Origin of the sequence: Sodalis sp. RH19, from assembly GCF_047324215.1 — a bacterium.
Taxonomy (GTDB): Bacteria; Pseudomonadota; Gammaproteobacteria; order Enterobacterales; family Enterobacteriaceae; genus Acerihabitans.
Map to the genome: position 1 here is coordinate 651,358 of NZ_CP178734.1, position 24,109 is coordinate 675,466.

General features: G+C 60.1%; 18 protein-coding genes, 1 tRNA gene and 1 pseudogene. 11 read left to right on the plus strand and 9 right to left on the minus strand.

Going from position 1 to position 24,109, the window contains the following annotated elements:
* The first annotated feature begins 229 nt into the window (after positions 1-229).
* The 6 genes from ACL2XF_RS03025 to ACL2XF_RS03050 are packed head-to-tail and all read left to right on the plus strand — an operon-like array spanning position 230 to position 7,959.
* Positions 230-1,834, plus strand: a complete 1,605-nt coding sequence (locus tag ACL2XF_RS03025) for an ABC transporter substrate-binding protein (RefSeq protein WP_413727969.1) — start codon at positions 230-232, stop codon at positions 1,832-1,834.
* Between the two features lie 49 nt (positions 1,835-1,883).
* On the plus strand, positions 1,884-3,146 hold the full coding sequence (locus ACL2XF_RS03030; protein WP_413727970.1) for an acyl-CoA dehydrogenase family protein: 1,263 nt from the start codon (positions 1,884-1,886) through the stop codon (positions 3,144-3,146).
* 42 nt (positions 3,147-3,188) lie between these two features.
* Positions 3,189-4,544, plus strand: coding sequence for an LLM class flavin-dependent oxidoreductase (locus tag ACL2XF_RS03035; protein ID WP_410014274.1), 1,356 nt, complete (start codon positions 3,189-3,191; stop codon positions 4,542-4,544).
* Positions 4,541-5,893, plus strand: a complete 1,353-nt coding sequence (locus ACL2XF_RS03040; protein ID WP_413727971.1) for an LLM class flavin-dependent oxidoreductase — start codon at positions 4,541-4,543, stop codon at positions 5,891-5,893. The genes ACL2XF_RS03035 and ACL2XF_RS03040 overlap by 4 nt, the downstream gene beginning before the upstream one ends.
* A 9-nt stretch (positions 5,894-5,902) precedes the next feature.
* Positions 5,903-7,135 carry an acyl-CoA dehydrogenase family protein gene (locus tag ACL2XF_RS03045; RefSeq protein ID WP_413727972.1) on the plus strand — a complete coding sequence of 411 codons (1,233 nt, stop codon included), beginning with the start codon at positions 5,903-5,905 and terminating at the stop codon, positions 7,133-7,135.
* 11 nt (positions 7,136-7,146) lie between these two features.
* Positions 7,147-7,959 (plus strand): SDR family oxidoreductase, encoded by an 813-nt coding sequence (locus ACL2XF_RS03050; protein WP_413727973.1) that lies wholly within the window; start codon positions 7,147-7,149, stop codon positions 7,957-7,959.
* 57 nt (positions 7,960-8,016) lie between these two features.
* Here the strand turns inward: ACL2XF_RS03050 and ACL2XF_RS03055 are convergent, their stop codons facing one another.
* The 4 genes from ACL2XF_RS03055 to ssuE all read right to left on the minus strand — a co-directional run bounded on the left by ACL2XF_RS03055 (position 8,017) and on the right by ssuE (position 12,178).
* Positions 8,017-9,666 (minus strand): ABC transporter ATP-binding protein, encoded by a 1,650-nt coding sequence (locus ACL2XF_RS03055; RefSeq protein ID WP_410014278.1) that lies wholly within the window; start codon positions 9,664-9,666, stop codon positions 8,017-8,019.
* 6 nt (positions 9,667-9,672) lie between these two features.
* The gene (locus tag ACL2XF_RS03060) at positions 9,673-10,515 is read right to left on the minus strand and encodes an ABC transporter permease (protein WP_410014279.1); all 843 of its coding nucleotides are present in this window, start codon (positions 10,513-10,515) and stop codon (positions 9,673-9,675) included.
* Complete coding sequence (locus tag ACL2XF_RS03065) at positions 10,512-11,498, minus strand: ABC transporter permease (RefSeq protein ID WP_410014280.1); 987 nt, start codon at positions 11,496-11,498, stop codon at positions 10,512-10,514. The genes ACL2XF_RS03060 and ACL2XF_RS03065 overlap by 4 nt, the downstream gene beginning before the upstream one ends.
* A 116-nt stretch (positions 11,499-11,614) precedes the next feature.
* On the minus strand, positions 11,615-12,178 hold the full coding sequence (gene ssuE / locus ACL2XF_RS03070) for an NADPH-dependent FMN reductase (protein ID WP_413723295.1): 564 nt from the start codon (positions 12,176-12,178) through the stop codon (positions 11,615-11,617).
* Positions 12,179-12,461: 283 nt separating this feature from the next.
* On the opposite strand from ssuE, the gene ACL2XF_RS03075 reads away from it, so the two are divergent.
* The gene (locus ACL2XF_RS03075) at positions 12,462-13,307 is read left to right on the plus strand and encodes a metal ABC transporter substrate-binding protein (protein WP_410016769.1); all 846 of its coding nucleotides are present in this window, start codon (positions 12,462-12,464) and stop codon (positions 13,305-13,307) included.
* A 215-nt stretch (positions 13,308-13,522) separates the two neighbouring features.
* Positions 13,523-14,464: an SDR family NAD(P)-dependent oxidoreductase gene (locus ACL2XF_RS03080; RefSeq protein WP_410014282.1), complete on the plus strand. Its 942-nt coding sequence runs from the start codon at positions 13,523-13,525 to the stop codon at positions 14,462-14,464.
* A gap of 108 nt (positions 14,465-14,572) precedes the next feature.
* Here the strand turns inward: ACL2XF_RS03080 and ACL2XF_RS03085 are convergent.
* The 3 genes from ACL2XF_RS03085 to ACL2XF_RS03095 form a co-directional block, all read right to left on the minus strand.
* Positions 14,573-14,649 (minus strand) — tRNA-Pro (locus ACL2XF_RS03085).
* Positions 14,650-14,727: 78 nt separating this feature from the next.
* Positions 14,728-16,503, minus strand: coding sequence for an LPS biosynthesis-modulating metalloenzyme YejM (gene yejM, locus ACL2XF_RS03090; RefSeq protein WP_413727974.1), 1,776 nt, complete (start codon positions 16,501-16,503; stop codon positions 14,728-14,730).
* Between the two features lie 20 nt (positions 16,504-16,523).
* Positions 16,524-16,751 carry a YejL family protein gene (locus ACL2XF_RS03095; RefSeq protein ID WP_410014284.1) on the minus strand — a complete coding sequence of 76 codons (228 nt, stop codon included), beginning with the start codon at positions 16,749-16,751 and terminating at the stop codon, positions 16,524-16,526.
* Between the two features lie 180 nt (positions 16,752-16,931).
* Here ACL2XF_RS03095 and yejK point away from each other — a divergent pair, with 180 nt between their 5' ends.
* Positions 16,932-17,939, plus strand: coding sequence for a nucleoid-associated protein YejK (gene yejK, locus ACL2XF_RS03100; protein ID WP_413727975.1), 1,008 nt, complete (start codon positions 16,932-16,934; stop codon positions 17,937-17,939).
* Positions 17,940-18,236: 297 nt separating this feature from the next.
* Here yejK and rplY read toward each other — a convergent pair whose 3' ends face one another.
* Together rplY and ACL2XF_RS03110 are read right to left on the minus strand one after the other, a co-directional pair.
* Positions 18,237-18,521, minus strand: a complete 285-nt coding sequence (rplY, locus tag ACL2XF_RS03105) for a 50S ribosomal protein L25 (protein ID WP_410014286.1) — start codon at positions 18,519-18,521, stop codon at positions 18,237-18,239.
* 128 nt (positions 18,522-18,649) lie between these two features.
* Positions 18,650-20,410, minus strand: coding sequence for a DEAD/DEAH box helicase (locus ACL2XF_RS03110; protein ID WP_410014287.1), 1,761 nt, complete (start codon positions 20,408-20,410; stop codon positions 18,650-18,652).
* 204 nt (positions 20,411-20,614) lie between these two features.
* Here ACL2XF_RS03110 and rsuA point away from each other — a divergent pair, with 204 nt between their 5' ends.
* Together rsuA and ACL2XF_RS03120 are read left to right on the plus strand one after the other, a co-directional pair.
* Complete coding sequence (gene rsuA / locus ACL2XF_RS03115; RefSeq protein WP_410014288.1) at positions 20,615-21,325, plus strand: 16S rRNA pseudouridine(516) synthase RsuA; 711 nt, start codon at positions 20,615-20,617, stop codon at positions 21,323-21,325.
* A gap of 70 nt (positions 21,326-21,395) precedes the next feature.
* Positions 21,396-22,602: pseudogene (locus tag ACL2XF_RS03120) on the plus strand (Bcr/CflA family multidrug efflux MFS transporter).
* Positions 22,603-24,109: the final 1,507 nt, after the last annotated feature.

Sequence of the window (24,109 nt, forward strand, 5' to 3'; positions counted from 1 at the left end):
ACAATTTGGAAACACCCTAAAATATAAATTAAGGCTGCTTTTAGCCAATGCTTTTTTTGAATTAACTTAGAACCAGCTCAGTAATAAATTCGATAGCACAAAGTTGTCTATAAACAGCAATTATTGATATTTAATTAAGTTATCTTCGCCGGGATAGACTTTCTCCGCTGTTGAAAAACATCGCCTGCACAGATCCGGAACCATTATTTATAATAAAAGGTTTAAACAGATGTTAAGATCATGCCTGTCCGCCTTATCCGTGGGAGCGCTCCTGCTGGCATCCAGTTTTCTGGGCGCGGCCGGGGCGGTGGAACCGGCGCCCGTCAGGGGAGGAACCCTGATTGCCGCTATTTATCCCGAGCCGGTCACGCTGACGGCGACCTATAACAACCAATATGCCAATCGCGTGATTTCAGCCAATATATTTGACGGCCTGGTGTATTACGACGACAGGTTTCAGCCCCAGCCCCGCCTGGCGACTTCCTGGGAAGTGGCGCCGGACGGATTGAGCATCACTTTTCACCTGCGCCAGGGCGTTAAATGGCACGACGGGCAGCCCTTTACCGCGGCGGATGTAAAATACTCGGCGCTGGAAGTCTGGAAAAAAGTGCATTCGCGCGGGCGATCGACCTTCTCGGCATTAAAAGATGTGGAGACCCCGGACAACTATACGGCCATATTCCGCCTCAGCTCACCCTCGCAGGTAATATTAAGCGCGCTGGACGGCGCGGAATCGCAAGTGGTGCCGAAACATATTTTCGACGGCAGCGATATTCGCAAGAACCCTGAAAATGCGCGGCCCATCGGCACCGGTCCTTTTCGCTTTAAAGAATGGAAACGGGGGCAATATGTGGTATTGGAGAAAAATCCCGATTATTGGGATAAGGGCAAACCTTATCTGGATCGGGTCATTTACCGGTTTATCCCGGACGCGGCCGCCCGCAGCGGCGCGCTGGAATCGGGGGAAGTATCCTATATTCCCTATGCCGGCGTACCCTTTTCCGATATAGCGCGCCTGAAAAAAAATCCCGAGCTCAAATTTGAATCCCGCGGCTATGCCTATGCCGCGCAGACCTATTTTATAGGCTTTAACCTGCGATCGGCTGTTTTATCCAATGTGAAAGTGCGGCAGGCTATCGCCCATATCATCGATCGCCAGCGGTTAATCGATACCGTCTGGTATGGGCAAAGCAAGCCGGAATACAGCGTGGTGCCCGCATCCCTGACCCGGTTCTATACGGACGATATTCCCCGTTATGATTACGACGTGGCGAAAGCGGGTAAATTACTGGACGAGGCGGGTTATCCGGTGAAAGCCGGCGGCAAGCGTTTCACCCTGCGTCTGTATACCGATCCCAGCTCCGGCCAGTTCCTGCTGGCGGGAGAGTTTTTGCGCCAGGAATTCAGCAAGATCGGTATCGATCTCGCGTTCTCACCGCTGGATAACGCCACGTTCCTGAAAAAAGTCTATTCGGACTATGACTTCGATATTATTTTCCAGGGCTTCGGCGTGATGCTCGACCCGCAAATGGGGTTGACGCGGGTGTTTGACTCCAAAGCACAATCCCCGGGGGTGCCCTACGCCAATGCGTTCGCGTACTCCAGCCCGGAAACGGACCGGCTGATAGCCGCCTATCAAAATGAGGTCGATCCACAACGGCGCATCGCCATTATTGGTCAGTTTCAACGGCAAACCCTGACTGATTTACCGTTGCTTCCGGTAATGGAAGCGCCTTTTTTCACGGTATACAACCGTAAATTGCACGGACTGGATTTTTCCCCGGCGGGCGCGCACTCCGGTTTTCGCGACGCCTGGATCGCCGAACAGCCCTGATGGCGACGGCGTTGATGCCACCACTTAACGGTCCCAAGCGAGGGTCTTTATGTCTTTATCTTCTTCCACCATCGACGCCGGGCCGGCCGGCCGATTTGCCGAAGCGGTCGCCGGGATTGATACCCGCGCCGGCGATGTGATAACCCGGGCGGCGGAACTCGGCGCCAGGCTGGCGGCCGACGCCTCGAGACGGGACAAGGAACGTATTCTGCCCCATGCGGAACTGGACTGGGTGCTGCGGGCGGGTATCGGCGCGGCGCGGGTGCCCGGGGCCTATGGCGGGCCCGAACTGTCTTATGCGGAACTGGCGCGCATCGTCATCCTGCTGGCGAAGGGCGATCCCAACGTGGCCCAGGTGCTGATCCCGCATTTCACCTCGGTGGAGCGTATTCGCCTGACGGGCACCGCCTCCCAGCAGGCGCGTTATTTCCACGGATTGCTGCACGGCGATTTAATCAGCGGCGCGACCGGCGAACGCGGCGGGCAGTTCGTGGCGGAGATGACCACCCGGCTGGTGCAAACGCCGCAGGGGCTGCGTTTGCGCGGTAAAAAATTCTACAGCACGGGGGGCCTGATGGCGGATCGACTGCGGGTTACCGCTAAGGATGATCGCGGCGACACAGTTTCGGCGTTTGTGCCCCGCGCCCGGCCGGGCATTGTGCAGCACGACGATTGGGACGGCATGGGGCAACGGTTAACCGCCAGCGGCACCACCGAATTCCTGGATGTCGCGGTGGCGGACGAGGAGGTGATGTTCTACACCAGCGACGAGGGCAAAAAGCGCAACTACCAGCCGGCGGCCACGCAAATGCTGCATTCCACCATTGAGGTGGGCATCGCTCTGGCGGTTCTGGACGACGCCGTGGCCTGGGCGCATCGCGGCGCGCGGCCGCGCGCCGATTCCGGGGTACAGCGCTCCGTCGACGATTGGTTTGTCCAGCATACCATCGGCAATATCATCGCCCACGCGCATGGCGCCGAGGCGGCCCTGCTGCGCGCCGCCGCGCTGGTGGACACCGCGGCGTCCGCCTGGCACGGCGGCGAGACCGGGGATGAACTGGAGCAGAAGCTGATAGACGGCTCCATCGCCACGGCCGAGGCGAAAATCGTCTGCAACGGCGCCGCCCTCAGGGCGGCGGAGCTGATTTACGAGGTCGGCGGCTCTTCCGCGACGCTGCGTGAGAACAACTTTGACCGCCACTGGCGCAACGCACGCACCCATACCACCCACGACCCGATCAATCACCGCTATCGCGTGGTCGGCAATTATTACCTTAACCAGACGCCGCCCCCCATCACCATGTATGACTGATGGGGGCGGGTGGAAGCAGGGTAAACAAGCGGAGCGCTAACCTTGACACAACAGAAAAAACAGCTGCGCCTGGGCGCGTTTTTACAGGATGTCGGCCATCACATCGGCGCCTGGCGGCATCCCGACGCCCCGGTTAACGCCGGCATGAACCTGGAGCATTTCAAACTGCTGGCCCGCCGGGCCGAAGCGGCCAAGTTTGATATGATTTTCTTAGGCGATCAGATGACTTTCCAGTACGAGGAGGACGAATATATCGGCCGAACGACGCGCACGGTGAACTATGAACCGCTCACCCTGCTGTCCGCCCTGGCGATGGTAACCGAAAAAATCGGGCTGGTGGCCACCGCCTCCACCAGCTATAACGAGCCGTTCAATGTTGCGCGCAAGTTCGCTTCGCTCGATCATATCAGCGGGGGACGGGCGGGCTGGAACGTGGTGACCTCCTGGACGCTGGGCGAGGCGCTGAATTTTAATCGTGACGAGGTTATGGAGCACGGCCTGCGCTACCAGCGCGCCCAGGAGTTCGTGGACGTGGTGCAGGGATTATGGGACAGCTGGGAAGACGACGCGCTGCTCAATGATAAAGCGACGGGGCATTTTTTCGACCCGCGCAAACTGCATGTGCTGGATCACCAGGGGCGGTTTTTTAAGGTGCGGGGCCCGCTGAATATCTCGCGCCCGGTCCAGGGGCAGCCGGTGCTGGTGCAGGCGGGGTCGTCGCACGACGGGCAGGACCTGGCCGCGCGCCGGGCCGAGGTGATTTTTACCGCCCAGCGAACGCTTGAGGATGCGCGGACGTTTTACCGCAGCGTTAAACAGAAGATGGCGGCTTACGGGCGCCATCCCGATCAGTTGCAAATCATGCCGGGCGTATTCCCTATTATCGGCGAGTCCGAGTCTCATGCCCGGGAAAAATTCGAGCAATTGCAGTCATGGGTCGACCCGGAAATCGGCTGGCCGGTCCTGGCCCGCCACCTGGGCGGCGTTGATCTGTCGTCCTACCCCATCGACGGGCCGCTGCCGGAACTGCCGCCGACGCAGGGAAACCAGAGCCGGCAGGGGCTGCTGGCGGCGTTCGCCCGGCGTGAAAATCTGACCATCCGCCAGCTCTACTGGCATGTCACCGGCACGCGCGGCCATTGGGCGATTTTCGGCACGGCGGCGCAAATTGCCGACCAGTTGGAGGAACGGTTTACCGGCGGCGGGGCGGACGGCTTTAATATCATGGCGCCCTGGCTGCCCGGCGGCCTGCTGGAATTTATCGACCAGGTGGTGCCGGAACTGCGCCGGCGCGGCTTGTTTCGCCACGAGTATACCGGCGCTACCCTGCGCGACCATCTGGGGCTGGCGCGGCCGGCCAACCGTTATGCCGGCCGGGCGACGGGAGCGCCAGCATGAGCGGCGCGGCGCGGCATGAAATGAACCTCGGCGTGTTTGTCGAGATGACCGGCCGGCATCTGGCCAGCTGGCGCCACCAACAGGTTAATCCCCTGGGGCCAATGGATTTCGCCCACTACCGGCAGGTGGCGGAGATCGCCGAACGCGGTCTGTTCGACCTGTTCTTCCTCGCTGACGGCCTGGCCATCCGCGACCGTTCGGCCGAACGCCTTGGGCGGGGGCCAAAGGCGCATTTTGAACCCATAACGCTGCTGTCGGCCCTGAGCCAGACGTCACGGCATATCGGGCTTATCGCCACGGCGTCGACCACCTTTAACGAGCCTTTCCATATCGCCCGCAAATTCGCCTCGCTCGATTTCCTGAGCGGCGGCCGGGCGGGATGGAATATCGTCACCTCCTCAAGCGATGCGGAGGCGGAAAATTTCGGCGCCGGGTCCATCCCGCCCGCCGGGGAGCGCTACCGCCGCGCCGGGGAGTTTGTCGACGTGGTGCGCGGCCTGTGGGACAGCTGGGATGATGATGCCATCGTGGCCGAGCGGGACGCGGGCGTCTATTTCCGGCCGGAAGGACTGCATGCCCTGGACCACCGGGGCGAATTTTTCAGCGTGCGCGGTCCCCTGAACATCGCCCGGCCGCCGCAGGGCCACCCCCTGCTGGTGCAGGCCGGTTCATCGGTGGCCGGCATGGCGCTCGGCGCCAGTGTGGGCGAGGTTATCTATACCGCGCAGACCACCCTGGCGGACGCGCAATCGTTTTATGGCCAGTTAAAGAGCCAGGCGCGGGCGGCGGGGCGATCGGCGCGCGCGCTGCGTATTTTGCCGGGATTGTTTCCGGTGGTGGGCCGCACCCGGGGCGAGGCGCAGGAAAAATTCGATTATCTGCAATCGCTTATCCACCCCGAGGTTGGCTTGGCGCAGCTTGAGCACCATCTGGGCGGCATCGACCTGTCCGGTTATCCCCTGGACGGGCCGTTGCCCGACCTGCCGGCGGCCGGCGGGGAGGGCGCCAACAGCAGGATCGCGCTGCTCCGGCATATCGCCCGGCGCGATAACCTCACCATCCGTGATTTATATTTGCAGGTGGCCATCGCCCGGGGCCATCCGGTGCTTACCGGCACCGCGGCGGATATCGCCGATATGATGACCGCCTGGTTCCAGGAGGGCGGCGCGGACGGGTTTAATATCATGCCGGGCTGGCTGCCCGGAGGCCTGGCGGATTTTGTCGACCTGGTGGTGCCCGAGCTGCAGCGGCGCGGGGTATATCGCCGGCGCTATCAGGGCGCGACCACCCGGGAGATTATGGGTCTGGCGCGCCCGGCCAGCCGCTATGCGGCGCGCGATCATTATTAAGGAACAGGTATGCCGACAGACCATGACCAGCAACACGCCTTGCGCCCAGGCGGGCGAGAAGACGATACGTCCGGGCTTATCGCGGCGGCGGAGCAATTCAGGCTGCGTTTCGCCGCCGGCGCGGCGCGGCGCGATAGCCAGCGGGCCTTGCCCCACGAGGAAATCCGCGCGCTGCGGCAAAGCGGGCTGCTGTCGATGCGGGTACCGCGGGAATACGGCGGCCTGGAAGCTGACTTGACGACATTTTCCCGCGTGATATGCCTGCTGGCGGCGGGCGATCCCAATATCGCCCAGGCGATCGCGCCGCAATTCGCCAATCTGGAAAAACTGCGGTTATATGGCAGCGCCGCGCAGCAGCGGCACTACTTCGATCGGGTGCTGCGGGGGGCAATGATGGGCAACGCCGCCGCCGAACGTGACGGCGCCTTTATCGGCGACGTGGCCACCCGGCTGACGCGGAAAAATGGGGAGTGGCGCCTGCACGGGCGCAAGTATTACAGCACCGGCAGTCTGTTCTCCAGCCTTATTCTGGTCACGGCGGTGCATGAGGAGGGGGGCCGGGCGGCGGTGTTCGTCCCGGTGGATCGCCCCGGCGTGACCGTCAGCGACGACTGGGACGGCATGGGACAGCGCACCACCGCCAGCGGCACCACGGTGTTTGACAATGTGCTTATCGCCGAGGGGGAGATCTTACGCATTCCCGCCTATGGCCAGCGCCGCACCCATGAAGGCGGGTTCGCGCAGCTGATCCATGCCGCCATCGACGCCGGCATCGCCCGGGCGGCCCTGGAGGACGCCTGCGCTTACGGGCGTAACCAGGCGCGCGCGCTGCGCGAAAGCGGCGTCAGCGGCGCCACCGCCGATCCGTATGTGCTGCATACCGTCGGTGAAATGGCCATTATCGCGCACGGTGCGGAAACCCTGCTTGAGCGCGGGGCGCAAGCGCTGGACCACGCCCTGGCGGCACAATGGGCCGGCAGCGAGGCGAGCGATCGCCTGCTGGGGGAGGCGTCGATTGCGGTGGCGGAGGCGAAATACGCCACTTCCGAGGCCGCCGTCAGGGTGAGCGAAATGATCTACCGTCTTGGCGGCGCCTCGGCGACCTCGACGGCGCTTAACCTTGACCGACACTGGCGCAACGCGCGTACCCATACCACCCACGATCCCGTGGCGTATAAGGCGCGGGCGGTGGGGGATTTTTATTTAAACGGCATACTGCCGCCGATCAATACAAAAATTTAAGGAGCGGGGTTATGGAACTCGGATTAGCGGGGAAAGTGGTGCTGGTCACCGGCGGCAGCAAAGGCATCGGCCTGGCCGTCGCCCGGGCTTTTTTGCGCGAGGGCGCGCGGGTGGGCATCGTATCGCGGGATACGCGCAATCTGGCGCAGGCGCGGCTGGCGCTGGCGGATGACGGGCCGGAGATTGCCGTGGCGCGTGCCGATCTTAGCCACAGCGATGAGGCGGAGGCCGCCGTCGAACAGCTGGCCCGGCAGTTGGGGCCGATTGATATCCTGGTGAACAGCGCGGGCGCCGCGCGCCGCAACCCGCCGGAATCCCTCGACAGCGCCGCCTGGCATGCCGCCATGGACGCCAAATATTATACCTATATCCACGCCCAGGACGCGGTACTCAAACGCTGGGTGGCGCAGGCCGCGGGCGCCGGCGCGCCGGCGCGCCAGGTAGGCGCCGTGGTCAATATTATCGGCACCGGCGCGCGGGTGCCGCATCCGTCGCATGTGGCGGGCGGGGCGGCCAATGCGGCGCTGCTGTTGTCCACCCTGGGACTCGGACAGTATTACGCGCGTTACGGCATCCGGCTTAATGCCGTCAATCCGGGCTATACCTTAACCGATCGCATTGATCAGACCGTCGATCATGAAGCCCGGCGCTTGGGGATAACGTCCGGAGAGGCGCTAAGCCGGCTCAGCGGCGGACTGCCGCTGCGCCGTTTCGGCCGTCCCGAGGAAGTTGCCGACGTGGTGTTGTTCCTGGCCAGCGAACGCGCCAGTTATGTGGTCGGGGCATTTATCTCGGTGGACGGCGGGCAGCACCCCGTTTTTTAGGTACACGCCGGCCAGCGGGGCAGGCGCCCGCCCCTGGCGCCATGCGCGTGCCGGGTATCAGGCCGCCGCCAGGATCAGGCTGCGCGTGTAGGGATGGACCGGGGCGTTCAGCAGGGTCATGGCGTCCCCCGCCTCGACCACGTTACCCTCCTTCATGACGATAATCCGGTGCGCCATGGCGGCCACCACCGCCACATCATGGGTAATGATCAGATAGCTCAGACCATGCGCGCGCTGCTGTCGCTGCAGCAGGGTAATGATTTGCCGCTGGATGGTAACGTCCAGAGCGCTGGTAGGCTCGTCCAGCACCAGAATATCGGGGTTGATAATCAGCGCCCGCGCAATGGCGATGCGCTGGCGCTGGCCGCCCGAAAATTCATGGGGATACCGGTGCAGCAGCCCCGGAAACTGGGTTTCGTTAAGACCCACCTCGCCGAGGATCGCGGTAATACGCCGCTCCCGCTCCCGCGCCGACAGTTCGGGATGATGGAAATGCAGGCCTTCGCCCACCACCTGGGCAATATTCAGGCGCGGGGACAGGGAAGAGAAGGGGTCTTGGAATACCGCCTGTATTTTGCGCCGTTGCGACCGGCGCGCCAGGGAAGAGTGCGCATTGGCCTGCTGCCACGACATGCCGTCGATAAGCAGCGAGCCTTCATGATCCATCAGTCCCAGCACCGCGGCGGCCAGCGTGCTTTTGCCTGAACCGGACTCGCCGATAACGCCCAGGGTTTGTCCGCGCCGCAACACGAAGTCGGCATTTTTGACCGCCTGGAATCGGTGGCGCCGGAACCAGTTGCCTATTCCCGGATGCGAAACCGGGTAGCTTATCTGCAGGTCTTTGCCCTCCAGGCGCGGGTGCTGCCCGGCGTCGTCTGCGGCGACGGCGCCGATGTCCCGTTGCGGACGGCTGTTGATCAACTGACGGGTGTAGGGATGTTTTGGCGCCTGGAACAGCTGTTCGGTCGGGGCGACTTCCACGATATTGCCGGCTTCCATGACAATGACCCGATCGGCGAAACGGCGCACCAGGTGCAGGTCGTGGGTAATAAGCAGGATGGATAAGCCGTTCTTGCGCTGCAAAGCGGACAACAGTTCAAGGATTTGCAGCCGCAGGGTCACATCCAGCGCGGTGGTCGGTTCGTCAGCCAGCAGCAGTTTGGGCTCGCCGGCCAGCGCCATGGCTATCATGGCGCGCTGGCGCTGCCCGCCGGAAAGCTGGTGCGGATAGGCATTGGCGCGCCGTTCCGGCTCGGCGATGCCGGTTTCCGCGAGCCGGGCCACGGCATGCTCCCAGGCGTCCTTACGGCCCATCCGCCGCTTTAGCCGGTAAACTTCGGCAATCTGTTCCCCGACCCGATGCAGGGGATTAAGCGCCGTCATCGGCTCCTGGAAAATCATCGAAATATCCTTGCCGCTGACGGCGCGTACGTCCGCCTCGGGCAGCTTGAGCAGATCGGTATTGCCGTACAGCGCCTGTCCGGACACGCTGGCGCCGGGGATCAGGTGTAATAAACTCATGGCGCTCACGCTTTTACCCGATCCGGACTCGCCCACCAGGGCGACCTTTTCATGCGGCTTAATATGAAAAGAAATGCCGTGCACAATCTCTTCGCCATTAAAACCAATACGTAAATCCCGCACGTCAAGCAGCTTGAGCGGTATCGGTCCGTCGACGGCGGCGGTCGGTTTCTCTTCTGTTGCCATCGTAATCTACTTCCTATGCAGGCGTGGGTTATAAATATCGTTCAGGCCGTTGCCGATCAGCATAAAGCCCATAACGGTCACGAAAATAGCCAGGCCGGGCAGGGCGGTCATATACCAGGCGGTACGCAGCACCTCGCGCCCTGAGCCGACCATGCCCCCCCAGGTCACCACGCTGGGATCGCCAAGCCCGAGAAAGGATAACGACGCCTCGGATAAAATAACCTGCGCCACCAGTACCGACGAGGCCACCATCACCGGCGCGATGCTGTTGGGCAAGACATGGCGGGTGATGATGCGCAGGTGTCCAAGCCCGATGGTGGCGGCGGCGCGCACGAACTCCATTTCGCGCACGCGCAGCGCCTCGCCGCGCACCAGGCGCGCGATTTGCGGCCAGGAGGTCGCGCCCAGCGCCAGGGAAATGCTGAATGTCGAGGGACCCAGCACCATCACCAGGGCGATGGCAAAGAGTAAGCGCGGCATGGTCAGGAACACTTCGGTCAGGCGCATCAGGATATCGTCAACCCAGGATGCGCCGAAATAACCCGCGATCACGCCGATGACAATACCGAGCACCACGGAAAGCGCGGTGGCGAACAGGCCGATCATCAGCGAGGTGCGGGCGCCATACAGCAGGCCGGAAAGCATATCGCGGCCCATCATGTCGGTACCGAGGGGAAACCGGGCATCGGCGCCGGGCCAAATCGTCGGGCTGCCGACCATATTGCGCGGGTCGCCGGGGAAAAAATAGGACGCCGCCGCCGCGCCGCACAGGATCAGCAACAATAACAGCAGGCCAATCTGCGTGGAATATGAGCGGGCCAGCCGCGCGCGAAAACCGCGAGATATCATGGGCGGCGTCTCCCGATGCGCGGATCCAGCGCGACATAGATCAAATCCACCAGCAGATTCATCAGCACCACCAGAAAGGAGCTGAGCAAGAAAATGCCCAGCAGCAGGTTGAGGTCGCGGGAAAATACCGCGTCGTAGGCCAGCCGGCCGATACCCGGCCAGCCGAAGACGGTTTCCACCACCACCGAACCGCTGAGCAGTCCGCCGATTTCCAGGCCGGTAATGGTAATAATCGGCAGCGCGGCATTACGCAGGATATGGCCGAATATTACCCGCCATTCGCTTAATCCTTTGGCCCTGGCCGTGCGCACGAAGTCCTGTCCATAGACTTCCAGCATTGAGGAACGGGTGATGCGGACATACATCGACAGAAAGAACAGGCTCAGCGATAACGCCGGCAGGATCAAATGCCTTGCTACGTCCAGTAGGTAATAGACCTGACTGGCGTAGTCGGCGCCGACGGTGGCGATGCCGCTCACCGGAAACCAGCGCAAATTAATGGAAAATACGACGATCAGCAACAAGCCAATCCAGAATAAAGGCGTGGCAAAACCGATGGTGGAAAAAACCGAGATCAGCCCGTCCAAGAAGGAACCTCGGTAGCGCGCGGCAATAATGCCCAGCAACACGCCAACCAACAGGGCGAAAATAATCGCCGTTAAAGACAGGGAAATGGTCGCAGTCAACCGGCTGAGGATTAAGTCGGCAACAGGCATGTTTTCCCGAAAGGAATAGCCCAGGTCGAAATGCGCCAGCGACTCGAGATAATGAATAAACTGCTGCCAGATCGGAATATTCAGCCCATATAATTCACGCATTTCCGCCATATATTCCGGCGTGGCCCCGCCTGATTCTCCTGCCACGACATCAATAACATCCCCGGGCGCTAATTTCATTAACACAAAGGCCAACAGCACAATGGTAAACGTGGTGGGCAAAATCTGGAACAGCCGCCAGCCTATATAGCCAATTCTCCCCTGCATCGCTTATCCTCCCGTTAAAAATAAGGATATGGGGTGTTTACCGTCATTAAACCAAGCTAATTTCATAAGGTTTACTCTATTCTCCACGTCGCGCCTGTCAGCGGCGCTGCCGAGGCCTACGAGGCTGATGAGATATGCAAGGGGCTGAATTGCGATTGCCTTTCCAGTGCGCGGGTAAAGGTCTCCAGGGATTCCAGCAATCTGCCTTCAAGCGCGGCGCTTAACAACGGATCGCCATCGTAGCGGGTGATTTGGCTGTCTTCTGAGAAAACGCCGTGCAGGATCTCTTGGGCTTTCAGCGCGTTAAGCACCGGCTTGAGGGCATAATCCAGCGCCAGCATATGCCCTGCCGAGCCGCCGGTGGCCAGCGGCAACACCACTTTATGCTCGAACGCGCGCTCCGGCAGCAGATCCAGCAGGGTTTTCAGCGCGCCGCTGAACGAGGCTTTATAAATAGGCGTGCTGATAATCACGCCATCGGCTCCGGCAAGCTGCCTGACAAAGTCATTGAGCGCGGGGCTGTCGAAATGCGCGTACAGCAAATCTTCCGCGTTAAAATTAAACACATTCCAGGGGGTAACCTTAATACCCCGTCCCTCCAGCCAGCGCTGGGCGATAGTCAACAGCGCCGCCGAACGCGAGGGCGAACGCGGACTACCGGCCAGGGTAATAACATTCATTACAGCTCCTTGAAACAATCATCATATTCTGCCAATACAAAATATCTCAAAATAAATACAGCGCCATTACATATGCGCAACCACCTTATTACGCATGTAATAAAAATAAAAATATCTTTTTTGGCTTTCTATAGCTGAATAAATGATGACCGCCGGCGTTAAGTCTTGCCAGCAAATCGCGCTACATGTTATGTTATAAAGTAACAATAACTGGCGTTTATAGCGCGCGTTTATCAGCAAGGAGAGAAAATTGAATCGTTTAACCCTACCATTAGCGGTGGCCATGATGGTGTCGAGCCCCGCCGTGTTGGCCAAAACGGTCGATACGGTAGCCAGTTTTTCCGTACTGGCCGATATCGTAAAACAGGTTGGCGGGGATCATGTCACCGTGACCAGCCTGGTGGGCCCGGATGGCGATCCCCACAGTTTTGAGCCGGCGCCGAAAGACAGCCAGGCGTTAAATAAAGCCGACGTCGTGTTTGTCAGCGGCCTGGGGATGGAAGGATGGATGGATCGCCTGATCACGGCGTCAGGCTATAAGGGCAAGATCATTACCGCGTCCACGGGCGTAAACACGCGCAACATGGAAGAGGAAGGCAAAACCGTCACCGACCCTCATGCATGGAACAGCGCCAAAAACGGCGCAGTTTATGCCCGCAATGTTATGCAGGCGTTGATTGCCGCGGATCCTGAGGATGCGGATTATTTTCGCCGGCAAGGGAGCGCTTATATACAAAAACTGGAAAAGCTGGACAGCTGGGCAAAAAGCACCTTCGCCGCCATCCCGGCGGACAAACGTAAAGTGATTACCAGCCACGATGCTTTTGGTTATTTCGGCGCCGAGTATGGCGTGGAGTTCCTCGCCCCGGTCGGTTTCTCCACTGAAGCCGAAGCCAGCGCCAGCGACGTCGCCGGCTTGATCAGGCAGATTAAGGAAAAGCATATCAAAACCTACTTTATTGAAAATCAAACCGACCCGCGCCTGGTGAAGCAGGTGGCGGCCGCCAGCGGCGCGCAGCCGGGTGGCGAACTGTATCCGGAATCGTTATCGAAAGCCGGCGGGCCCGCGACGACCTACGAGGCGGCCTTTAAACACAATGTCGAGACGATAGCCGCCAGCATGCAATAACCCTAGCGCCGCCGCGTGGCGGCGGTGGGCGTCACAACCACGGTTTTGCCCGCTGCAGTATCTTCAACTATATTGAGGCTATCCCGACGTATTCCATTGCGAACCTATCGGTATAGCCTTCCGCGCGGCACTATGTCCCCTGGCCAGGGTTCCAGGTCAGGGAGATGGATTTCCCCATTTTGGGTAAGCGCGCTAATTAAATGGAGATATCCATCATGTCAGCACACCAGCACGATCTCAAGGGGAAGACCGTCGTCATCGCCGGCGCATCCAGCGGTTTTGGCCGGGGAACGGCGCTCAAACTCGCGCAACTGGGCGCGAACGTCGTGCTTGCCGCAAGGCGGGAGGCGGCGCTGGAAGATCTGGCCGCACACATCAGGTCCACCGGCGGCGCGGCGCTGGCGGTGCGGACCGATGTCAGTGACGCCGCCGACGTCGAGCATCTGGCCCAGGCGGCGCTGGAAGGGTTTGGCGGCATCGATATCTGGATCAATAACGTCGGTATCGGCGCCCTGGGGCTATTCTGGGATATTCCGCCGGCGGATCATGCGCGCATTATCGACGTTAACCTGAAAGGGCTCCTGTTTGGCGCCCACGCGGCAATCCGGCAATTTCGCATGCAGGGGTTCGGCACCCTGATAAACACCGGGTCGATCGACAGCGAAGTGCCCCTGGCCTATCAGGCATCCTATGCCGCCTCCAAGGCCGCGGTGCTGAGCCTCAGCCGCACGCTCAACGAAGAGCTGCGTCTGGATGGCAGCGCCGCCAATATCAAGGTGGCGACCATAATGCCCTGGGCCGTGGATACGCCCTGGTGGTTGCATGCCGCCAATTACAGCGGCCATGCGCCGCGCATGGCGGCGATGGACGATCCCGCGCTGGTGGTGGATGCCATCGTCGGGGCCTGCGTCAATCCACAGGAAGAAACGCCCGTCGGCTGGAAGGCCGGTTCCTCCAATATTTCCCATCATCTGTTCCCGGATTTGACCGAGCGGCTGTCAGCGGACATCGCCGACCGCGAAGTTCATAAAGCCCCGCCGGTGGCCGCTACGCAAGGGGCTATCTATGAGCCTATGGCGGAGACCCTGCGCATTGAGGGTGGCATTCGCGCGAGAATGAAACGGGAAGACGAGGAGGGCAGGCAATCATGTTTATAAAGACCTGCGCCAGACCCGGCGCCCGCGCTTAAGCCGCCGCCTGGCTTTTCAACCATGCTTCAGACGAAAAAAAACCAACCACAAGTGGTTGGTTTTCTTCAGGATGATTGGTCGGCATGAGAGGATTCGAACCTCCGACCCCCGACACCCCATGACGGTGCGCTACCAGGCTGCGCTACATGCCGACTGCATGGGCGCCTATACTACCTTGTCCTGCGTTGATTGCAATAGCCCATTGAATTGACTGCTTTAGATTTAAGCAGTTAATTGGCAATAAAGCGTTTTTCGTCCGTTAGTACCTGCAAAAGCAGCGCCAGCTGCGGTTTGGCGTTATGAATAACGTCGCCATTAAGATCGTAGGTGCGGTAATCACCGTTGCTTTGCAGCACGATGCTCTGGGTCGGCGTATTGATAACCAGCGTGCCGTTATCGCCGCTGACCACCCAATCGTTGCTCCGCCTTGGGGCAAACAGATCCTCGCCCTGGGTATAGTCGCTGGCATCGGTGGCGACATGCAGCAGGCGCTGCATCAGCGTGGCGGTGACATCGTTGTGGTAGGTCAGCTTGGTCACCACCTGCGGCGGCGTGCCCGGCCAGTGGATGATAAGCGGCACCTGCAACTGGTATCGGTTAAGGCGTGTACCGGCTTCCCGATGGCCGTTCTTGCGATCGTTGAGCTCCAGCCCGTTGGCGGCGGTAATCACCACCACCGTATGCTCCAGGTCTCCCCTGGCGCGCAGGGTGGCGATAATCTGGCCGATATAGCCGTCCAGGCGCTGAGCGCCTTGCTGGTAATGCTCCGCCAGGTTGGGCTTGTTATTCAGGCCGGCGTTGATATCCGTGCCGTTGAATTCCACGTAAGAATACCAGGGCGCATCGCCGGTGGACGCCGCGCGCCACTGTTGCCATTGCTGGGCGGTCTGGCTGTCGGGCTGGCTGACCGGCTCCGGCAGGCTGAAATCGGTCAGCAGCGCCTGCCTGTCCAGCGGGCTGCCGAAGCCGTTGGATGAGAACAGGCCCAGCTGATAGCCCTGCTTGCCGAGCGCATCGAATAATACCGAGGTCTTGCGCGCCGCCAGGATGCCGTCCATATAAGAAGACGAAATGCCGTAAAACAGCCCGAACAGCCCGGTATCCGCATGATTGCCGGTGCTGAAATGGTTGGTGAAACGCACGTTGTCGGCGGCGAACTGCTTTAACGCCGGCATCTGTTGGTCGACGGTATCGTTGCGTAGGGCGCCGGTGGCGATGATCAGCAGGTTATATCCGCTGCCTTTATTCTGGAATTGCAGCGGGCTTAACGGGTATTCCACCGCCACCGCCTCGGGATTGCCCTGCTGCACCAGGCGGCGCTCGTATTCCTGCGCATCCAGCAGGCCGTGCCGCTCCAGGAAGCGGCGCGCGGTCATGGGGTAGGATAGCGGCAGGTTGGATCGCTGCATGGTAATCGGCCGGTAGAAATTGGCGTCCGCCCAGATATAGATAATGTGCGAGGCGAAAAAGGCGCAGATAAGCACGATAGCCACGGGCTTGCCGATTTTACGCCGGTTAAGGCTGCGCAGCTTTTGCCATGACCAGGTGCCGAACAGCATTTCCACCAGGAAGATGATGGGGATGCCGATAAACATCAGCTGCCAGTCGCGCGCCAGCTCACCTTCGTCGGGGTTGACCACCAGTTCCCAGACCACCGGATTAAGGTGGAGGTGGAAACGGGTAAACACCTCGGTATCCACCAGCAGCAGCGTCAGCCCGGCGGTGGCGATAATGGCCGACAGAAAGCGCAGCAGTCGCTGCGACATCACTACAAAGGTCAGCGGGAAGATAATCAGCAGGTAAAGGGTAAAAACGATAAAACTAAAGTGGCCGAGCCAGCTGGTGAACGCGAAAACGCGGCCCAGCAGCGAGCCGGGCCAGTCGGCGACAAAAAGATAGCGGCTGCCGAGCCCAAGGCTAAGCAGGATGTTGAAAAGGGCGAACCAGTGACCCCAACTGATCATTTGGGAAACTTTGTCACGGTAGCGCTGGCTATTTGTCACCATAAATCAGTCTTGGCAGCTCATTAATGCGTATCGTGAGTCCGGACGGAGGAGAGCAGCGCCTCGCCGAAGGAGTTTGCCAGGGTTTTGCGCTGTTCCGGCGCCACGCTGGTGTTGATCACATGAGTAATCATATTACCCAATACCATCAGCGACAAATCGGTTGGCGTACGGTGCTTTTCCAGCACCGCCGACAGTTCGCCCAGCAATGCTTCAACCTCTTCGTCGCTATAACGGGATGCTTGCGGCATAATATATTCTTAGTAATCTGTTAAAGTCCGCTATCTTACCGTATCAACTCCGCTTTTTCCGCTTTTTTATCGCTTTTCAGCCGGGGCGCCCCTGCGCAATGTGCTGTGCCAGCGCAACACCGGTTGAGCTGCGGGCTATTCAGTGTTTGAATACGCACCTGGCCCGAAGGAGAATAAATCATGAGTCTGGATATTGACCAGATAGCGTTGCATCAGCTTATCAAACGCGATGAGCAAACGCTGGAACTGGTATTGCGCGATTCGCTTTTGTCCCCCAGCGCGGCGGTGGAGGAGATGATGGCGGAGCTGCACCGGGTATATAGCGCGAAAAACAAAGCCTACGGTCTGTTTAACGAGGGCAGCGAGCTGGCGTCGGCGCTGCGCAGCTGCCGTAAGGGCGATGAAGACTTCCTGGCGTTTACCCGCGCCGCCACCGGCAGGCTGCGCGACGAACTGGCCAAATATCCTTTTGCCGAGGGCGGCGTCGTTTTGTTTTGCCAGTACCGCTACCTGGCGGTGGAATATCTGTTGATCGCGGTGTTGAACAGCCTGAGCAGTATGCGGGTGAATGAACAGCTTGATATCAGCAGTACCCATTATCTGGATATAAACCATGCGGATATCGTGGCGCGTATCGATCTGACCGAATGGGATACCAATCCGCAGTCTGCGCGCTATCTGACGTTCCTGAAGGGACGGGTGGGCCGTAAGGTGTCCGACTTTTTTATGGATTTCCTCGCCGCCAGCGAAGGGCTGGACGCCAAAGCGCAGAATCGCGGGCTGCTGCAGGCGGTGGATGATTATTGCGCCGATGCCCAGCTTGATAAAAGCGAGCGGCAGAATGTGCGCCAGCAGGTATACAGCTACTGTAAGGATCAGCTGTCGTCCGGCGAGGAGATCGCGGTGGCCGAGCTGTCCGAGACCCTGCCGCCGGTGGGCGATAAAACCTTTCAGGCGTTTGCCAGCGGGGCGGGGTATGAGCTGGAGGAGAGTTTTCCGGCCGACCGCGGCACCCTGCGCCAGTTGACCAAGTATGCCGGCAGCGGCGGCGGCGTTACGCTGAATTTTGACGCGCAGCTGTTGGGCGAGCGTATTTTCTGGGACCCCGCCACCGATACCCTGACCATCAAAGGTACGCCGCCGAACCTGCGCGATCAGCTTACCCGTCGCCAGAACGGCGGAAGCTAGAGTACGGTGTTGGCGGGCCTGCCGCGCCATGGGGCCTCGGTCGGGCGGAAAACCACGCCCGATTCAACCCCATCGGCACGGTCTCCCTTGAATACGTTTGCTATGAGCCCGGTGTTGGCGGGCCTACCGCGCCATGGGGCTTCGGTCGGGCGGAAAACCACGCCCGATTCAACCCCATCGGCACGGTCTCCCTTGAACACGTTTGCTGTGAGTACGGTGTTGGCGGGCCTACCGCGCCATGGGGCAAAAAAAAACGCCGCGTAAGCGGCGTCCTTTTATCGTATCGGTTAGTCGCGATTAAACGCGGACAAAGTCGATATGAGTCAGTTTCGGTTTGAACGGATGGCGTTGTACCGCCTGAACCTTAACCTGAGTTTCGGCGCCGTCGATAACCAGTGATAATACGTCGCTATAGAAACCCGGTTTGGTTTGGGTATTCAGCACGATTTCGTGGTCCATCTCGATAGAGACCGGCGCTTCGGTGCCACCATAAACGATAGCAGGAAACTTATTCGCTAGACGCAGGCGGCGGCTCGCACCCTTACCCTGATCTTTACGCACTTCTGCATTAATAATTAACATGTATTTTCTCGATACTTAAAAAAGTAACCCCGCTACAGGCGACCCAGCAGCAGGTTGGATAGACGTGCTTTAAAGTAAAGCGGGCGGAATTCTACCGGAAATACCCCGGCGGGGCAAATAAAACCCCGTCAGCCGCGCAATTCGTGGGCCAGGCGATAACGGCCCTGGTAGTCGAAAATCTTTTCCCTTACCTGCCAGAACGCGCCCTGGCGGCGCGCGACGACAAAATCCGGCGCGCGCAGCCGGTCCGCCGCGCGCTGGATATCGGCGGCGGTTTGCCAGGGAAAGGGCACCCCCGGCGCCCGCTGGTGCAGACGCAGAAAACGGTGCTCGAACACCCGCCGCTGGGGCGGCGTATGCAGCCGGAAACGCTCGGCGACCTCGGCGCCGTCCTCATCATGGTAGGTGATGCGCAGCCATTCGCCTTTGCCGTCGCCCCCGCAGTCAAGCGTCATGCCGCTGCAGCGCAGCACCAGCGCGTCCTTGAGCCGCAGCGCCGCCTTGAGCATATCGTCCGGATCCACCAGGATTTTATCGCATTCGTGGCAGCGCCTGGCGGCGATATCGTTTTCGGCGCCGCAGTCCGGACAGATCTTGCAGCGGAAGCGAAAATCGCATTGGCGGCGTTCGCCATCTTCCTGTTCCTCGAAACCCTGGCAGCGGCGGCCGTAGTGTTCAATGACTTCGCCCTCCGGCGTGGTTTTGCCCCAGAACATATTGGCAAAGCCGCAGAGCGGGCAGAATACCTGGACCGGCGTGCCGGTTCCGGCCGGTTTGGCCTGGCCTATCTCGGGAGAAAATAGATCGTGGCCGTTGCCGGCATAGTCGAGAATCAGGCATCGGGTCTTGCCGGGATAGAGCCGGAGTCCGCGCCCGACAATCTGCTGGTACAGGCCGACCGACTCGGTGGGCCGCAAGATGGCGATCATATCCACATGGGGAGCGTCAAAACCGGTGGTCAGCACCGCCACGTTAACCACGTAGCGTAGCGATTGCCGGCGGAAGGCGTCGATCAGCCGGTCGCGATCCGCCTGGGGCGTTTCGGCGCTGATAAGCGCCGCCTGCGCGGGCGGCAGCAGGCCGAGGACTTCGCGGGCATGTTCTACCGTCGCGGCAAAGATCATCACGCCGCGCTTATCCGCCGCGTACTCCTGTATCTGGCCGACGATAAGCGGCGTGATGCGGTTTTGCCGCCGTACTTCGGTATTCAGCTCCGACTCGGCATAGTAGCCGTTGATATTGGGCGACAGGCGGCTGAAGTCGTAATGCAGCACCGGCATATCCAGGCGCTCCGGCGGCACCAGGAAGCCGTGCTTGATCATATAGTGCAGCGGCAGCTCATAGACGCAGTCGCGGAAGAAACTGCGCTCGTCGCCGCGCACCATGCCGTGATGGTGGTATTGGTATATCCATCCCTTGCCGAGGCGGAAGGGCGTGGCGGTCAGCCCCAGGATGCGCAGCGCCGGCCGGGCGAGGCGCAGATGGCGGATGACCTGCTGATATTGGCTGTCGTCGCCGTCGCCGAGCCGGTGGCATTCATCGATAATCAGCAATGAGAACGCGCTGTCGAACTGATCCAGGTTGCGCGCAACGGACTGTACGCTGCCGAACACCACTTTGCCCCGGCTGTCCCGCTGCTGCAGACCGGCGGCGAAGATATCCGCCTCCAGTCCCAGCGCCTGGAATTTTTCATGGTTTTGCGCCACCAGTTCCTTGACGTGGGCCAGGACCAGAACCCGGCCGCGCGCCAGGCGCGCCAGCTCGGCGATCACCAGGCTTTTGCCGGCGCCGGTGGGCAGCACGATCACCGCCGGTTCGTCGTGGCGGCGAAAATGATCCACCGCCGCGTTGACCGCGTCGCGCTGATAAGGACGTAGGGTGAAGGACATCTCTAAATGAATCTCGTTGTCGGCTATGCTCGGCAGGCAAGCCCCGTTATACTGTGATTTCACTTTATAAGCATATGCGGCATTCGCCGCCTTTCCCGCACGATAGCGGATTCGGGCCATTTGGTCCGGCCGCGCGCCTCCCTTACCGGGCGGGTGGAGCATCGTTGCCGGGCGCTTTCCAAGATTACAGGCAAAACGACGTTAATGCGACTGGACAAATTTTTATCTCAACAGTTAGGTATCAGCCGGGCGCTGGTGCAACGGGAACTGCGCGCCAAGCGGGTGACCGTCGACGGTGATACGGTGAAACAGGGCGCGTTCCAACTGCTGGCGCAACATGAAGTGCGCTTTGACGATCGGGTCCTGCACCAGATACTTGCCCCGCGCTATTTTATGCTGCACAAACCCCAGGGCTATGTGTGCTCAACCGACGATCCCGATCATCCCACCGTGCTGTATTTTATGGACGAACCGGTGCCGGACAAGCTGCACGCCGCCGGACGCCTGGACATCGATACCACCGGCCTGGTGTTGATGACCGACGACGGCCAGTGGTCCCACTGGATCACCTCGCCTAAACATCACTGTGAAAAGACCTATTTGGTGACGCTTGAGGATCCGCTGGACGGGGATATCGCGCGTCAGTTTACCGAAGGGGTGATGCTTCACGGCGAAAAACTGCCGACCCGGCCCGCACAGCTTGAGCAACTTGCCGAGCGTGAAGTGCGCCTGACCATCAGCGAAGGGCGTTATCATCAGGTGAAAAGAATGTTCGCCGCGGTGGGTAACCATGTGGTGGCGCTGCATCGCGAACGTGTCGGCGCCATCGTGCTGGATGCGGATCTGGAACCCGGCCAATACCGCGCGCTGACCGCCGATGAAATCGCCGGCATAGGCGCGCCGGCACGTCCGTGACAACAACGGCGGGCGGTGGGTCCGCCGGCCGTGCAGGATTGATAAAGGCATGAACGAGGAGTCGTACAACGTGCAAGCAGACCGGACATCCCATATCGGTTTAATCGTCATCCTGGGTTTATTGTCGATGCTGATGCCCTTGGCTATCGATATGTATTTGCCGGCCATGCCGCTGATTGCCTCGGAGTTCGGCGTCGGCGCGGGGAGCGTGCAGATGACCCTGAGCGCCTATGTGCTGGGGTTTTCCATCGGCCAGCTGTTTTACGGGCCGTTGGCCGATAGCCTGGGCCGTAAGCCGGTGATTCTGTTCGGCACGTTCTTTTTTGCCGTCGCCGCCGCGGCTTGCGCGCTGTCGCAATCGGTGGAGCAGCTGATCAATATGCGTTTCTTGCATGGTCTGTCCGCCGCCGCCGCGAGCGTGGTGATCAATGCGCTGATGCGCGATATGTTCACCAAGGATGATTTTTCACGCATGATGTCGTTTGTGGTGCTGGTGATGACGGTGGCGCCGCTGCTGGCTCCCATCATCGGCGGCGTGCTGCTGGTGGTGTTTAACTGGCATGCCATTTTCTGGATCATGAGCCTGACGGCGCTGGTGGCCACCGTGCTGGTGATGCTGTATATCCGGGAAACGCTGCCCAGGGAGCGGCGGCAAAAGTTTAATCTGCGCACCACCATCGGCAACTTCGGCGCGTTATTTCGCCATAAGCGGGTGTTCAGCTATATGCTGGCCAGCGGTTTTTCCTTTGCCGGGATGTTTTCGTTCCTGAGCGCCGGGCCGTTTGTCTATATCAATCTTAACGGCGTTTCACCGCAGAATTTCGGTTATTATTTTGCCCTTAACGTCTTGTTTTTGTTTATCATGACGCTTATCAACAGCCGGAGCGTGAGGCATTTCGGGGCGCAGAAGATGTTCCGTTTCGGGTTGTTTATCCAGTTGCTGATGGGTATCTGGCTGTTGATCGTTTGCGGCATGAACCTGGGGTTCTGGCCGTTGGTTATCGGCGTGGCGGTGTTTGTCGGTCTGCGTGGCGATGGTGACGTCCAACGGCATGGCCGTGATCCTGGATGATTTTCCGCATATGGCCGGTACCGCCTCGTCGCTGGCGGGAACGCTGCGGTTCGGCGTGGGCGCGGTAATCGGTGCGTTGTTGTCGCTGGCGACGTTTTCCAGCGCCTGGCCGATGGTATTGTCCATGGCGTTTTGCACCATCAGCGCGATGTTGTGTTATCTGTATGCCAGCCGTCCGCGGCGGGCGGCGCGTACCGCGTCATAGCGTTTTCCTTTTCACACGCCGGGCGTTGGCACGTTCTCCCTTAACACTTCTGTTTTGGGTTTGGTGTTGGCGGGCTTACCGTGCCATGGGGTGCTCTGTTGGGCGGGAACACCACGCCGATTCGACCCCATTGGCACGCTCTCCCTTTTACACGTCTTGTGTAGGTTTGGCGATAGCCGTCCTGGCAACATTGGGCTTCCGTGAAGATAAATGTCGCCCCGGCGAGGGTTTCGCCTGCTTTGCGTTAGCGTGCGTCAGGGCTTATGACGCCTCGGCAAGGGTTTCGCCTGCTTTGCGTTAGTGTGCGTCAGGGCTTATGTCGCCTCGGCAAGGGTTTCGCCTGCTTTGCGTTAGCGTGCGTCAGGGCTTATGTCGCCTCGGCAAGGGTTTCGCCTGCTTTGCGTTAGCGTGCGTCAGGGCTTATGACGCCTCGGCAAGGGTTTCGCCTGCTTTGCGTTAGCGTGCGTCAGGGCTTATATCGCCACGGCAAGGGTTTCGCCTGCTTTGCGTTAGTGTGCGTCAGGGCTTATGTCGCCTCGGCGAAGGTTTCGCTTGCCGTGCGTGAGGTGTTCATAGGTATTGCCGGATGCCGGCAAGCGACAAAGAGGCCGTACCGCGACGGCCTCCTTGACCTCCGCGCGCCCGGCAGGTCGCGCGTCGCTGCGCGATGCCTTCCGCCGCCAATGTCCCCGTGATGCACCGGCCCGTTATGCGCTCCCGGCGCAACGGGCCTTTCGCCGCTCCCGGCGGCTCATGCCGGGACCACCGGCGCCGTCAGCACGCTTTATGCCGGGATATCTGTCGCGGCCAGCGCTGTGATGTATAGGGCATCGGCGCCGCTGTGGGTTTAGTGGAAGGTACAGCAGACAGAGAAGCGGCTAATCATTGTGCAATGCAAAAGGCACCGCGACAGGTCAGTCATACATGCAAATATACATGCAGTCGGCAGCGGGTAATTATCAGTCATACATCATGCAATGCTGCCAGCATTCACATAGTCAGCGGTCATATAGCCAGTATGTCATGCCGTCGGCAATTACAGTCATGCAACCATACAACCACGTAGCCGGGCATAAACCCGCCACAGTGAGAGTAGGTAGCTGGCCGCAAATCTTAGCTAAACTAAACTAAGCCAAGCTAATTTAAGTTAACCCAAAATTAATACCGATATTTTTCCCGGTACGTGCATATTACTTACTACCAAAAAACGCTATTTTACTCACAGACGATGGTGTTGACGTGGTGCCGGCATAGAGTGCGCCGGCAGCGCGCATCCCGGCTGGATGAGCCGCCGGGAGCGGCGAAAGCTAAGGGCCGCGCCGGGAGCGCGTCCCGTGCGGTCCCAAAGCCGGGATGCGTGATGCCGGGAACCGCGCAGCGGCGCACGATCTGCCGGACGCGCGGAGGTCAAGGAGGCCGTCGCGGTACGGCCTCTTTGTCGCTTGCCGGCACCCGGCAATACCTATGAGCACCTCACGCACGGCAAGCGAAACCTTCGCCGAGGCGG

Excerpts from the sequence above, each read along its gene's own strand:
- ACL2XF_RS03025 (WP_413727969.1), top strand. The coding sequence starts at position 230 with ATGTTAAGATCATGCCTGTCCGCCTTATCCGTGGGAGCGCTCCTGCTG.
- ACL2XF_RS03030 (WP_413727970.1), top strand. The coding sequence starts at position 1,884 with ATGTCTTTATCTTCTTCCACCATCGACGCCGGGCCGGCCGGCCGATTT.
- ACL2XF_RS03040 (WP_413727971.1), top strand. The coding sequence starts at position 4,541 with ATGAGCGGCGCGGCGCGGCATGAAATGAACCTCGGCGTGTTTGTCGAG.
- ACL2XF_RS03045 (WP_413727972.1), top strand. The coding sequence starts at position 5,903 with ATGCCGACAGACCATGACCAGCAACACGCCTTGCGCCCAGGCGGGCGA.
- ACL2XF_RS03050 (WP_413727973.1), top strand. The coding sequence starts at position 7,147 with ATGGAACTCGGATTAGCGGGGAAAGTGGTGCTGGTCACCGGCGGCAGC.
- ACL2XF_RS03055 (WP_410014278.1), bottom strand. The coding sequence starts at position 9,666 with ATGGCAACAGAAGAGAAACCGACCGCCGCCGTCGACGGACCGATACCG.
- ACL2XF_RS03060 (WP_410014279.1), bottom strand. The coding sequence starts at position 10,515 with ATGATATCTCGCGGTTTTCGCGCGCGGCTGGCCCGCTCATATTCCACG.
- ACL2XF_RS03065 (WP_410014280.1), bottom strand. The coding sequence starts at position 11,498 with ATGCAGGGGAGAATTGGCTATATAGGCTGGCGGCTGTTCCAGATTTTG.
- ssuE (WP_413723295.1), bottom strand. The coding sequence starts at position 12,178 with ATGAATGTTATTACCCTGGCCGGTAGTCCGCGTTCGCCCTCGCGTTCG.
- ACL2XF_RS03075 (WP_410016769.1), top strand. The coding sequence starts at position 12,462 with ATGATGGTGTCGAGCCCCGCCGTGTTGGCCAAAACGGTCGATACGGTA.
- ACL2XF_RS03080 (WP_410014282.1), top strand. The coding sequence starts at position 13,523 with ATGTCAGCACACCAGCACGATCTCAAGGGGAAGACCGTCGTCATCGCC.
- yejM (WP_413727974.1), bottom strand. The coding sequence starts at position 16,503 with ATGGTGACAAATAGCCAGCGCTACCGTGACAAAGTTTCCCAAATGATC.
- ACL2XF_RS03095 (WP_410014284.1), bottom strand. The coding sequence starts at position 16,751 with ATGCCGCAAGCATCCCGTTATAGCGACGAAGAGGTTGAAGCATTGCTG.
- yejK (WP_413727975.1), top strand. The coding sequence starts at position 16,932 with ATGAGTCTGGATATTGACCAGATAGCGTTGCATCAGCTTATCAAACGC.
- rplY (WP_410014286.1), bottom strand. The coding sequence starts at position 18,521 with ATGTTAATTATTAATGCAGAAGTGCGTAAAGATCAGGGTAAGGGTGCG.
- ACL2XF_RS03110 (WP_410014287.1), bottom strand. The coding sequence starts at position 20,410 with ATGTCCTTCACCCTACGTCCTTATCAGCGCGACGCGGTCAACGCGGCG.
- rsuA (WP_410014288.1), top strand. The coding sequence starts at position 20,615 with ATGCGACTGGACAAATTTTTATCTCAACAGTTAGGTATCAGCCGGGCG.